14 protein-coding genes are annotated in these 10,633 nt (G+C 68.4%); 9 read left to right on the top strand and 5 right to left on the bottom strand.

Annotated elements, in window-relative coordinates; translation table 11 throughout:
- Positions 1–35: 35 nt before the first annotated feature.
- On the bottom strand, positions 36–1,022 hold the full coding sequence (locus G5C65_RS22130; RefSeq protein ID WP_165300656.1) for a helix-turn-helix domain-containing protein: 987 nt from the start codon (positions 1,020–1,022) through the stop codon (positions 36–38).
- Positions 1,023–1,074: 52 nt separating this feature from the next.
- On the opposite strand from G5C65_RS22130, the gene G5C65_RS22125 reads away from it, so the two are divergent.
- On the top strand, positions 1,075–1,497 hold the full coding sequence (locus tag G5C65_RS22125) for a cupin domain-containing protein (RefSeq protein ID WP_165300655.1): 423 nt from the start codon (positions 1,075–1,077) through the stop codon (positions 1,495–1,497).
- A gap of 50 nt (positions 1,498–1,547) precedes the next feature.
- Positions 1,548–2,249, top strand: a complete 702-nt coding sequence (locus G5C65_RS22120; protein WP_165300654.1) for a bleomycin resistance protein — start codon at positions 1,548–1,550, stop codon at positions 2,247–2,249.
- A gap of 113 nt (positions 2,250–2,362) precedes the next feature.
- Here G5C65_RS22120 and G5C65_RS22115 read toward each other — a convergent pair whose 3' ends face one another.
- Both G5C65_RS22115 and G5C65_RS22110 read right to left on the bottom strand, forming a co-directional pair.
- Positions 2,363–4,330 carry a zinc ribbon domain-containing protein gene (locus G5C65_RS22115; RefSeq protein ID WP_165300653.1) on the bottom strand — a complete coding sequence of 656 codons (1,968 nt, stop codon included), beginning with the start codon at positions 4,328–4,330 and terminating at the stop codon, positions 2,363–2,365.
- Positions 4,327–4,956, bottom strand: coding sequence for an IS607 family transposase (locus tag G5C65_RS22110; protein ID WP_165300652.1), 630 nt, complete (start codon positions 4,954–4,956; stop codon positions 4,327–4,329). The genes G5C65_RS22115 and G5C65_RS22110 overlap by 4 nt, the downstream gene beginning before the upstream one ends.
- Before the next feature lie 46 nt (positions 4,957–5,002).
- Between G5C65_RS22110 and G5C65_RS22105 the strand changes: the two genes are divergently transcribed.
- Together G5C65_RS22105 and G5C65_RS22100 are read left to right on the top strand one after the other, a co-directional pair.
- Positions 5,003–5,287, top strand: a complete 285-nt coding sequence (locus tag G5C65_RS22105; RefSeq protein ID WP_165300651.1) for a VOC family protein — start codon at positions 5,003–5,005, stop codon at positions 5,285–5,287.
- An 82-nt stretch (positions 5,288–5,369) separates the two neighbouring features.
- A complete protein-coding gene (locus G5C65_RS22100) occupies positions 5,370–5,525 on the top strand; it encodes a hypothetical protein (RefSeq protein ID WP_165300650.1) in 156 nt (51 codons plus the stop codon).
- A gap of 166 nt (positions 5,526–5,691) precedes the next feature.
- On the opposite strand, the gene G5C65_RS22095 is transcribed toward G5C65_RS22100, so the two are convergent.
- Positions 5,692–6,105, bottom strand: a complete 414-nt coding sequence (locus tag G5C65_RS22095) for an ATP-binding protein (protein WP_165300649.1) — start codon at positions 6,103–6,105, stop codon at positions 5,692–5,694.
- Between the two features lie 234 nt (positions 6,106–6,339).
- Between G5C65_RS22095 and G5C65_RS22090 the strand changes: the two genes are divergently transcribed.
- Entirely contained in the window at positions 6,340–7,215 is an 876-nt protein-coding gene (locus G5C65_RS22090; RefSeq protein WP_165300648.1) for a helix-turn-helix domain-containing protein, read from the top strand.
- Complete coding sequence (locus G5C65_RS22085; RefSeq protein ID WP_165300647.1) at positions 7,212–7,448, top strand: DUF397 domain-containing protein; 237 nt, start codon at positions 7,212–7,214, stop codon at positions 7,446–7,448. Before G5C65_RS22090 ends, G5C65_RS22085 begins: the two co-directional genes overlap by 4 nt.
- Positions 7,449–7,510: 62 nt before the next feature.
- Here the strand turns inward: G5C65_RS22085 and G5C65_RS22080 are convergent, their stop codons facing one another.
- Complete coding sequence (locus tag G5C65_RS22080) at positions 7,511–8,608, bottom strand: methyltransferase domain-containing protein (protein ID WP_241265968.1); 1,098 nt, start codon at positions 8,606–8,608, stop codon at positions 7,511–7,513.
- A 373-nt stretch (positions 8,609–8,981) separates the two neighbouring features.
- On the opposite strand from G5C65_RS22080, the gene G5C65_RS22075 reads away from it, so the two are divergent.
- Genes G5C65_RS22075 through G5C65_RS22065 form a run of 3 tightly spaced genes read left to right on the top strand, consistent with a single transcriptional unit; the run spans position 8,982 to position 10,585 of the window.
- Positions 8,982–9,233, top strand: coding sequence for a hypothetical protein (locus G5C65_RS22075; RefSeq protein ID WP_165300645.1), 252 nt, complete (start codon positions 8,982–8,984; stop codon positions 9,231–9,233).
- Positions 9,208–9,723 (top strand): DUF6879 family protein, encoded by a 516-nt coding sequence (locus tag G5C65_RS22070; RefSeq protein WP_165300644.1) that lies wholly within the window; start codon positions 9,208–9,210, stop codon positions 9,721–9,723. Before G5C65_RS22075 ends, G5C65_RS22070 begins: the two co-directional genes overlap by 26 nt.
- A gap of 7 nt (positions 9,724–9,730) precedes the next feature.
- Positions 9,731–10,585 carry a helix-turn-helix domain-containing protein gene (locus tag G5C65_RS22065; RefSeq protein WP_165300643.1) on the top strand — a complete coding sequence of 285 codons (855 nt, stop codon included), beginning with the start codon at positions 9,731–9,733 and terminating at the stop codon, positions 10,583–10,585.
- The last annotated feature ends 48 nt before the right edge of the window (positions 10,586–10,633 follow it).

The following is a 10,633-nucleotide window of genomic DNA, read 5'->3' as shown; positions in this document are numbered from 1 at the left end:
GAGGGGAGAGCGGCGACCGGGGGGCCGGGGGCGGGTCAGCCGAGCCGCTCCTGCTCCGGGCCGAAGCGCACGCGGTACGCGGACGGGCTGAGCCCCGTCTCCCGCCGCAGCCGCGCCCGGAGGTTCGCCGTCGTCCCCAGCCCGCTCTCCCGGGCGACCACGTCCAGCCGCACTTCCCCGCGCTCGATCAGCCGGCAGGCGAGCGCCACCCGCTCCCCGTTCAGCCAGGCCAGCGGCGTCGTGCCCAGCTGCGCCCGGAACCGCCGGTGCAGCGTCGCGGGGCTGACGGCGGCCCGCGCGGCGAGGGTCTCCACGGTGAGCGGCTCCGCCAGGTGCTCCCGGGCCCACTCCAGCACCGGTGCCAGCGACTCGTCCGGCGCGTCCGGCACCGGTCGCTCCACGAACTGCCGCTGCCCGCCGTCCCGGTGCGCCGCGAAGACCAGCCGCCGGCTGACGGCGTTGGCGACCTCGGCGCCGTGGTCCCGCCGTACCAGGTACAGCCCCAGATCGAGCGCCGCCGCGCTCCCCGCCGCGGTGAGGATGCCCCCGTCGTCCACGAACAGCACGTCCGGCTCCAGCTGCACGTCGGGGAAGCGGGCCCGGAAGGCGTCGGCCCACTGCCAGTGCGCGGTGGCCCGGCGCCCGTCCAGCACCCCCGCCTCCGCGAGCGTGAACGCGCCGCTGCAGAACCCGACGAGCCGGGCCCCGCGCGCGTGCGCGCGCCGGACGGCGTCGAGTACGGCCGGACGGCGCGGCACTTCGACGTCCGGCCGGTTGGGCACGATCAGCGTGTCCGCGCTGTCCGCCGCCTCCAGTCCCGGCACGCCGGAGAGCGTGAAGAACCCGTCCCGCATGAGGGTGTGCGGCTCGGCGGAGCACAGGGTGAAGTCGTACAGCTCGCGCCCCAGCTCCGCGCTGCGGCGCAGTCCGAACACCTCGGTGGCGCAGCCGAGCTCGAAGGGGTTGGAGTTCGCGTCGACGAGCACGACGACGCGGTGAAGCTGCGAGGAATCTTGCGCCATATGCGATCTGTAGCACTCACGCCGGGCGGGCGCCAGCTCGGAAAATGAACGAGTGATCAACGAACCGATAACCCTCGCCCGCGCTCTGGACGCCTTCGAGGCGCTGTGGAGTCCCCGCGTCGTCACGCGGGTCAACGACTACGACGTCCGTATCGCGAAGGTGGAGGGCGAGCACGTCTGGCACGTCCACGCGCACACGGACGAGTTCTTCCTCGTTCTGGACGGCGAGCTGCACATCGCCCTGCGGGACGGGGAGGCCGGGGAGGACGGGGAGGCCGGGGCCGAGCGCTCGGTGACCCTGCCCAGGGGCGCCGTCTTCACCGTGCCGCGCGGGACGGAGCACAAGCCGTACGCGCCGCACGGCGCCGCGATCCTGATGTTCGAGCCCACGGGCACGCTCACGGTGGGCGACCGCCACGACGAGATCCCCGGGCATGTGGACGCGACGACCGGCCACCCGCTGGATCCACACTGACCTGAATCCCCCGTGTGTCCAGGCTAGTCAACGTTGACTAGCCTGGACGTATGACCGAGACGACGACACCGATCCTGCCGTGCCGCACGATCCAGCCCATCCTCGACTTCTACGAGGCGGTGGGGTTCGCGGTGACCTTCGTACAGCGGAGCCCCAATCCGTACGCCGCGGTGGAACGGGGCGGCATCCAGCTCCAGTTCTTCGGCATGAAGGACTACGACCCGCGCGGCTCCTACAGCACCTGCTACGTCACGACGGACGACGTCGACGCCCTCTACGCCGATTTCCGGTCCCGCCTCAAGGCCGCGTACGGGCGCGTCCCGACCCGCGGGCTGCCGCGCATCGGGGCGCTGCGGGACACGTCGTTCGGTATGCGGCAGTTCCTGCTGAACGACCCGGGCGGCAACTGCGTCCGGATCGGCCAGCCGATCAGCGACGACCAGCGCCACGCCCCCGCGCCGAAGGGGACCTTCGCGCGGGCCCTGCACCACGCGGCCCTGTTCGCCGACTCGAAGCTGGACCTGGCGGGCGCGGCCCGCGTCCTGGACCGCGCGCTGGCCCGGGAGGACGAGCGCCCCACCCGCGTACAGCTCTTCCGGCTGCTGGTGCTACGCGCGGACGTCGCCGCACGGCTCGGCGAGGACGGCACGGCGCGCCGGGCGCTGGACCGCGCGGCTGCGGTGGAGCTGGCGGAGGACGAGCGGGCGGAGGTCCGGGACGACCTCGTACGCCTCCGGGAGCTGCGCGGCTGACCGGAACTGTCAGTGGCGGATGGCAGGCTCGGGACCATGACCATTCGCCGTGCCATGCCGGACATCCAGTCGCAGTCCCTGCCGGAGAGCAAGGAGTTCTACAGCGTCTCTGATCAGTTAAGCGAACCCATGCAAGACGTGGTGTCTGGCGCGGGTTCTGCCCACTGTGGAGGGGAAGCATGAGCGTGGAGATGGAATCCAGCGCCCAGCGCAGCCCCTCGCGGCTGGTGGGTGTGCTTAACCGACGTGTTCACGCCCTGGTCCCGGTGGGCTGCGCGGGGCAGGCACCTCCGGGCCGTGTTGGCGTGTCCCTCCGGACGCTTGCCCGCCAGCCCCGAAGGTCTGGTGGGGGAGGGTGCCCTGCGTCGCCTGGGCGCGGAGCGTGTTGTACGGGGCCGGGTAGGGCCGGTCTTCGACCGGTCCTTCCGGCTGGTCTCGATGGCCGTGCTGATGGCGGCCTTGGCTTCGAGCTTGTCGACTACCGAGCGGATCACCATGGTGCCGCTGGCCCGGTCGCAGGCGGTCTTGGTCTGGTGTGCGAGCCCTCGGGCGGCGATACGTCGCCATGCTCCTTGGTCGCGGTCGCCCTGCCAACGGCAGTCGGGGTTGGGGCAGATCGCCCACTTCCAGCCCGGCGTAGTGCGACGGTCGGGTGCCTTACGGTGGCGGAGCGGTGTGAGGCACTGAGGGCAGTGCTTGGAGGTATTCCGCGCCGGGACCGTCACCACGGCGATGCCGACCTCGGCGGCGAGGTGCCGCATGCGGTCCACGATCTGCCCGCGTACCTGCTGGGACATGCGAGTGTTGTGGGTACGGCCCATACCGAGGGCTTCCATCGACCGCAGGTCCTCGATGTAGATGACCGTCGCCCGTGCGGCAACCGCCTGGTCGACTGCCCACCGGGCGGAAGCCCGGGCGAGCGCGTCGTTGAGGTTCGAGCGGCGGAGGGAGACGTGCCCGATCTCGTCGCGCAGCACCTGGTGCTTCACCTCCAGGGCATGACCGTCGCTGTCGCCGATGAGGCGTTCGTACTGATCGGCCTTGGCGTGCAGATGCTCGGAGTGTCGCCGCAGGCGGTGTTGCCTGGCCAGGACACCAGCGGCTCGGAACTGGCCGCCCGCCCCGAGGGCGGTAATGATGCCGTTGTCGTGCAGGCGGGCCGCCCCGGCGGACAGCAGGGTGCCCAGGCCCCAGTCGATTCCCAGGGCGATCGTGTGGCCGGAGCGCTGGGCCTTCGGTACGGCGTGGGTGAAGGCGATGTCGGCGTGCACCTTGCCCTGCTTGATGTGCAGGGTCGGCAGGTGCAGCACCGCCGAGGCGGGCACGGTGGGCGGCGGCTGGATCGGGCAGGCGACCCACGTCCAGTCCTTGTACGAGGCCGGGTTGGGCCTGGTGGGCAGCTGCAACCGCAGCAGTGCCCGGCCCGGCTCATCCGCCCGTTCGATCGTGGCTTGCTGCCCGTCGCAGGCCGCCAGCAGCAGCATCTTGGCTGTACGCGGCTCCGCCTCAGCCTCGAACAGGTCGGCCGGCATGCGGCCGTGCTTCCGCTCGAAGGCGGCCACCTGCCGAGTGCGGGACTTGATGACGCTCGACGGCAGATACTCCCCGCCAGGGATCGCCTCGCGCACGGCATCCCACTCCTGGGCAGTGCGCCTGGCCGGGTCCCCGGGCCGGGTGGCGATGACCCCGGCCGTCACATCAGCGCGCCACTTCGTGGAGCGGAGCGTACGCCCGGCCTGTTCCTGAGCCATGCGAATGATGCGGTCGTTGGCCTGCACGCCCTCCGGCGGCGCGGTAATCCAGCCGAGGCGTCGCATGGCCATCCACGCATTCGACGGAAGCTTCCTGCCCCCGGCGTCCTCACCCGACGCGAGTACGTCCACGTCCTTGGTGTTCCAGTGCTCGGCCAGCAGATCGGCAACCATGCCGGACACCAGATCAGCAGCCCAGTCGATGCGCTCAGCCAGCACCGTGGTGGGCAGGAATTCACCGGTCTTCTCATCCACACCCGTGCGTAACACCGCGCGGGCACAGGCGGTACGGGAGGTCTCGCCGTCGGCGAGCTGGAGTTTACGGCTCACTCGGCACGGTCCTCCGTGCCGGCGCACTGCCCGGACTCGGCAAGCAGCCGCTTTCGGGACTCCGCCGACCGCATCCCGTACAGCCGCCCCGCGAACGTGGTCACCACAGACACGAAGTCTTCGAGGAGTTCGTCTCGGCCGCCGGACTTCTTCGGGTGCAGCACTTCGAGAGTGACGCCGTATACGGCGAACAGGCGCTTGAGCCAGCCGACCCCGAACCGGGCCAGCCGGTCCTCATGCGTCACCCGCACCACGGTCACACTGCCGTCGGAGACCATCTGCAACAGCCGGTTGAGACCGGGCCGGTTCTCCCGCAGGCCGGAGCCACGGTCCTTGACGACCTTGACGACCACACCCGTGGAAGTGGTCCGCAGCTCCTCTTCCTGCGCGGCCAAGGAGGATTCCCGCCCGGACGATCCCGAGACGCGCACATACAGAACCTCCAGGCGAGGCCGGGAGGTTGCCACATCGCTACCGCGCTTCATGTTCTCCACGTCGACAGAGGAAAACCGGCGCTCACGGCCGACCCAGGAGAAAGGAATCTTGCCGTCGACAGCCCACTGGCGAAGCGTCATCGGGTGTATCCCGAGACGCTTCGCGGCCTTGGACATGCGCAGCAACTCCATGCGCCCAACCATACATGGACAACACTAGGGATGGCTAACGAAGTTGATGAGCCTGCTCGGCTTCGAGGAGGTGATGGACACGGGGTGGATGATGACCATGGCCTCGCCCAGCAACCCCACCGCGCAGATCAGCTTTTTCACGCACGAGCAGACGGCCCCGGTCGTGCCGGACATCAGCGTGGAGGTGGAGGACGTGGACGCGGTGTACGCGGCGGTGCGGGAGCGCGGCGCGGAGATCGTGCGGGAGCTGCGGGACGAGGAGTGGGGCGTACGGCGCTTCTTCGTCCGCGACCCGAACGGCCGGGTGCTGAACGTGGTCAGCCACCGCTGAGTGCCAACGGCCCGGCCGTGCGGGATACTTCCGTCCTGTCGGGCCGGGTCTGCCGGTCCTTGTCCGCGAAGGGGAGAAGACGATGAAGGCATATGTGAGACGGGCCGCCCTCGCGGCGGCCGCCGCCCTGGCCGTGGCCGCCGCGGTCGCTCCGGCCGTCGCGGGGGCGGACGGCGACACCTCGTCCGCGGCGCGGGGCGGGGGCGCCGCCAAGGTCTATATGCAGCCGGCGTCGTAGCGGCCTCGGGTTCTGGCACCTGCGCCCCTCGGGGTTGTGTACGGGGCTCAGGCTTGAACTTGTGGTCTACACCCGGGGGGCGCGCCGTCGGGGCGTGCCCCCGACGCGTGGGAGCGGGCTGCGGCGGAGGCGGCTGCACGGGGCCGATCGCGTGCCCGCACGAGGCTCAGCCCTTCAGACTCAGTTCGCCCCAGACGCGCTTGCCCCAGGGCAGCGGCTCGGTTCCCCACCGGTCTGTCATCGCGTCGACGATGACGAGGCCCCGCCCGCTGGTGTCGGTGTCGCCGGGATCGCGTACTACGAGACGGGCATGGCACTTGTCCACGACGGCGACACGGACCGTGTTCCGGCTGAGACGGGTCACGGTGACGCGCACCATGCGGCATCGGGCGTGCCTGACGGAGTTGGTCACCAGCTCGGAGGCCAGGATAACGCCGGGGTCTTCCAGCTCTCCCAGGTCCCACACGGACAGTGCGTTACGCACCAGCCTTCGGGCTTCTCCAACGCTTTCCGACGTGCGCGGCAGGGTCTGGGTGTAGCTGGGACGCCCTGTCGGGCTCGCCGTAACCGTCGTCGTCACTGCCGTCGCCTCCGGCCCGTGTGCATGTGGGAGTGGGGAGCCCGTGGGCTCCCTGGTAGTTCAACCAAGTTCGCGGTCAGGGAAGTCCGTCGCAATAGAACATGCTGGGATTCAGCTTCGGCTTGGAAATTGGTATATGCCGAAGTGTGTTCATGGCTTTCGCTCCGCACGCGACGCTGTTGAGACTGATCGCGAGACGACCACGGCGCGCACGTGCGCGAGAACGGAGGGCACATGGCCGCACGACCGCAGCCAACCGCACGGCGGATCGGACTCGGCCACGAGCTGCGTCAGCACCGCAAGACCGCCGAACTCACCATCGCCCAGGCGGTGGAGGGAATGCCGTTCGATCACAGCACGCTTCAGCGCGTCGAATCCGGCTGGAAGTCCTTCCGGCAGGCCGGACACCTCCGGCTGCTGCTGGAGCGCTACGGCATCACGGACGAGGACGAGGTCGACCGTATGGTCGCCATGCAGCGCGAGGCGGCAAGCCGGGAGTGGTGGACCGGTGTGGGTACCACGAACCTCATGTCGGGGATGCAGCGGTTCCTCGGAGTTGAGTCAGCGGCACGCGAGGTCCGCATCTTCCACCCGACCGTTGTCCCCGGTCTACTCCAGACCGAGGGCTACGCGCGGGCTCTGCATGAACTGCACAAGCCCATCGACGAGATCACCACGGAGTTCGGGGAGAAGAGCGTACGGCTCCGCATGAAACGACAGGAGGCGATCACTCGCGACGAGGACCCTGTGAAGGTGTGGGCGGTCCTGTACGAGCCCGCGCTGCGCTATGCCATCGGCAACGCGGACATCATGCGTGACCAGTACGCGACTCTCGCTGAGCTGGCCGCGCTGGAGAACGTGACCCTGCAGGTCCTGCCGCAGGCAGGGAACGGCTACGTTGCCCTCCATGATGCCCACATCATGATCCTCGGCGAGGGCTTGCCTGCGACGGTCCAGACGGACACCGCATGGCACACCGTGGCCGTCACGGACAAGCCGCGCGAGGTCGGGAGGTTCTCCCGGATGTTCGATGCGATGGCGGCTGGGGCCCTGCCTCCTGGAGACACACCGAAGTTCCTGCACCAACTATCGAAAGGGATCGGCGAATGAAGACCCATCCGGTCACGGTGACGGCATCCGAGCTGGAGGAGGCCCACTGGTTCAAGTCGTCCTACAGTAACGCTGGCGGCAACTGCGTTGAGACCGCCGATCTGACGCGGACCGCCCGCAGCAGAGTCGTCATCCGCGACTCCAAGGACCCCCACGGGCCCGCGCTGCTGCTGCCTCACGAGCAGTTCGCCGCGTTCATCGCGGACGTGCGGGCGGGCCGCTTCGGGATCTGACCCGAGCACGACCGCACACGCAAGACCTGCCGGGGCTCCCGCCGGGCGGGAGCCCCCTTCATTCACGGGATGACGTGACGCGGGTCGTCCAGCCACACTCGCTGTCCGTCGCAGTCGACCGTCAGGCCGAACCGGGACCGTGCTGGTTTCCCCAACTCATGCCAGCCGAGGAACGCCTCGCGCACCTCGTCCCACAGCGCACGGGGGCCGTACTGCTCCACCTCGTACGCCTCCGCGGCCGGGGTGTATTCCACGGTCGCCCACGACATCCGGTCATCCGCCAGGAACCACAGGGTGGCTTCCCCGCTGTCGTCGTCCGCCTCGCACCACCGGTACCACGCATCGGTCACACTGAGCCCGGTGTAGAACGCGGGATCATCCTGGATGACGTTCTGTGGTGCGATATCGGTGCTGCCTTTCTCTCCTGCTTCCCCGTGGTAGACGTCCGGGATTCGCCCCGCGCCGCCCCGGTGGGTGCGGTCCCACATGAAGGCCGGATATCCGGAGAATGCCCCTTGCGCCCGACCGTCCGCCACATCCAGCACGGCGTACGAACCGTTGAAGAAGCTACTGCCCCACGGAGTGACGATCCGGCCGCGAGGGCATTGCTCCAGCCACGCTTGCGGTACGTCCCACATGGTGCAGGTGCAGATGACCCGGTCGTACGGTGCGCCTTGGCGGTGTCCGTCGCGGCCGTTTCCCAGGACCGCAGTGGGACGGAACCCCGCTCGTTTCAGGTTATCCACGGCTGCGGACAGCACCGCTTCGTCGATTTCCACCGACGTCACGCTGTCCTCACCCAGCCTGTGACACAGCCATGCGGTGTTGTAGCCGGTGCCGGTGCCGATCTCCAGAACCTGCTGTCCTTCCCGTACGTCGAGCAGGTCCAGCATTTCGAGCATGACTGATGGCGTAGAAGAGGACGAGGTGAAGAGCCGGAATGCGCCTTCTGGCGTGCTCTTCCCGTCGTTCACCTGGGTGACCACGAACGCGTCCGCGTAGACTGCCCGCAGCCAGCTGTCCGGATCGGTGGCGAAGTCCGCTTTGTCGATGGCCTCGGGGATGAACAGCGCGCGATCCACAGAGGACACAGCGTCGTGCCAGGAGGGCGGCAACGCACCCTTGTTCTCAAGCGTCTCCACGAGCCGCTGCTGCGTCATCACGCGGCGCATTTCTCCGGCGGTTCGTACGGTTTGGTCGGCCCTGGCGGTTTGTCGCGGTGGCCGTCGCCGCTGGTGGTGTCGGGCTTTCCGGAGTGGTCCCCGCCCTGCTTGCCCATAGTGCTCCTCCTCGCTGACTGCAGCCATGCATTGCGCTGCAGTTCTGACTGGTGTTCCGGCGCCGACTCACTGCGGCGGCTTCGTTGACGCCGAGGCTAGGGGTGTGCGTACCGCTATCGCCATGAAGTTGCATGTAGTTACACGTGAGTTGAGTCCCCGAGGCTGGAAGTAGGGTGCGCTCTTGACCAGATGTCGCAGTGAGCCGACAGTGGTGTAAGTCTGCGTAATCGACCGGTTCGGGAGGTCAACAGCCATGACTATTCGGTTCGTCGGGATCGACCCCGACACGGATGAGGACGGGTGTCCGACGGTGTGGGTGGACACAGATGCAGGAGAGCTGCTGATTCAAGGCTACGAGGCCGATGAGGAGACGAACAGCGCATGCGACACGCTGTCCCCTGCCAGGGCGCCGATCCCACCCGGCGAGGCTGTCGTCAGGGTCCCGAAGCGCATGATCCCGATCATCAGGGAGGCATGTGATGAGTTCGGTTCCGGAGTTCGGTGAACTCCTCGTCGACTGTGAGAAGTCGGCGGTTCACCTGGAGACGCGGGACATGTACTTCAGTAACCCGCGCTTCGAGGCATGGTTGCGCGGCGAGCGAATCGACTGGAGCGACCCGGAGTCCTGGTGGCGCCCCTTCCACCAGGACATCGCCCACGCCGTCGCCCGCGGGGTGAGCGTGCGGCGAGCCCGGGTCGTCTCCGAGCCGGTCAGTGACTACATCCGGTGGGAGCATTACCAGACTCGTGCCAACGTAGAAGCGGGTGAAATGGTGCGCTGGCTGCCCAGGCGGCGGGCCGCGGGCCTGCTGCTGCCCGCCAACGACTTCTGGATCTTCGACAACCGATTGATGCGCATCCATCACTTCTCGGGGGACGGCGCCTGGCAGGGCAAGGAACTCTCAGGAGATCCGGGCCTTGTGGAGACGTACTCGGTCGCGTTCGAGAGGGTCTGGGAGCGGGCCACTGCGCATGAGGAGTACGAGGTCGAGTAAGCCGGTCATGTCCCCATTCCCCTCCCCCAGCGTGCAGGATGCGCGCACAGCCCTCGCCGCCCGCCTGCGGGAGCTGCGCCTGGACGCCGGCATCACTGGGAAGGAACTCGCGAAGCGCTGCGGCTGGTCCACCGCCAAGTCGTCCCGGATCGAGAACGCTGTCACTCCTCCGTCCGATGCTGATCTCCGATCCTGGTGCGCAGCTTGTGGCGCCGGGGGACAGGCGGAGGACCTGATCGCGGCCAATCGGCAGGCGGGCGCCATGTATGTCCAGTGGAAACGGCTCCAGCGCACCGGCATGAAGCACTTGCAGGAGGCTTCCACGCCTCTGTACGAGCGCACTCGCCTCTTCCGTGTCTACGCTTCCCACGTCATCCCTGGCTACCTCCAGACGCCCGCCTACGCGACTGCCCTCATGAGCACCATCGCAGGTTTCCGTGGCGCCCCCGACGACGTCAGGGACGCCGTCGACGCCCGTATGCGTCGCTCACGCGTCGTCCACGAGGGCGATCACCGCTTCGCGACCCTCATCGAGGAGAACGTGCTCCACCACAGGGTGGGGGGTGCGGAGGTGATGGCCGGACAACTGGGCAGTCTTCTCGCCTCCATGAACCTGCCCTCCCTGTCGATTGGGATCATTCCGGCCGCGGTCGTCCGGGAGCAGGCCATGTGGATGCTGGAGCAGTTCACCGTTTTCGACGACGTACGCATCCATGTCGAGCTGCTCGCGGCGAAGATGACCGTGACGGCCCCCAGCGAACTGGACATCTATCTGCGGGCGTTCGCCAGACTCTCCGACCTGGCGGTGTACGGGGCGGAAGCACGGACAGTGATCGTAAAAGCCATCGACGCGCTTAGATGACGCGGCGAGCAGTCGTTCAGCGCAAAGGTCGCTCCCTCCCCTCCCCTC

The sequence above is a fragment of the Streptomyces boncukensis genome (assembly GCF_011045075.1).
GTDB classification, from domain to species: Bacteria; Actinomycetota; Actinomycetes; order Streptomycetales; family Streptomycetaceae; genus Streptomyces; species Streptomyces boncukensis.
This window is presented reverse-complemented; position numbering and strand designations above follow the sequence as displayed.

Bases quoted from the DNA above. Each gene is read 5' to 3' on its own strand.
- G5C65_RS22080 (WP_241265968.1), bottom strand. From the start codon at position 8,608: ATGACGCAGCAGCGGCTCGTGGAGACGCTTGAGAACAAGGGTGCGTTG.
- G5C65_RS22100 (WP_165300650.1), top strand. From the start codon at position 5,370: ATGAAGGCATATGTGAGACGGGCCGCCCTCGCGGCGGCCGCCGCCCTG.
- G5C65_RS22120 (WP_165300654.1), top strand. From the start codon at position 1,548: ATGACCGAGACGACGACACCGATCCTGCCGTGCCGCACGATCCAGCCC.
- G5C65_RS22070 (WP_165300644.1), top strand. From the start codon at position 9,208: ATGAGTTCGGTTCCGGAGTTCGGTGAACTCCTCGTCGACTGTGAGAAG.
- G5C65_RS22065 (WP_165300643.1), top strand. From the start codon at position 9,731: ATGTCCCCATTCCCCTCCCCCAGCGTGCAGGATGCGCGCACAGCCCTC.
- G5C65_RS22090 (WP_165300648.1), top strand. From the start codon at position 6,340: ATGGCCGCACGACCGCAGCCAACCGCACGGCGGATCGGACTCGGCCAC.
- G5C65_RS22085 (WP_165300647.1), top strand. From the start codon at position 7,212: ATGAAGACCCATCCGGTCACGGTGACGGCATCCGAGCTGGAGGAGGCC.
- G5C65_RS22105 (WP_165300651.1), top strand. From the start codon at position 5,003: ATGAGCCTGCTCGGCTTCGAGGAGGTGATGGACACGGGGTGGATGATG.
- G5C65_RS22075 (WP_165300645.1), top strand. From the start codon at position 8,982: ATGACTATTCGGTTCGTCGGGATCGACCCCGACACGGATGAGGACGGG.
- G5C65_RS22130 (WP_165300656.1), bottom strand. From the start codon at position 1,022: ATGGCGCAAGATTCCTCGCAGCTTCACCGCGTCGTCGTGCTCGTCGAC.
- G5C65_RS22110 (WP_165300652.1), bottom strand. From the start codon at position 4,956: ATGGAGTTGCTGCGCATGTCCAAGGCCGCGAAGCGTCTCGGGATACAC.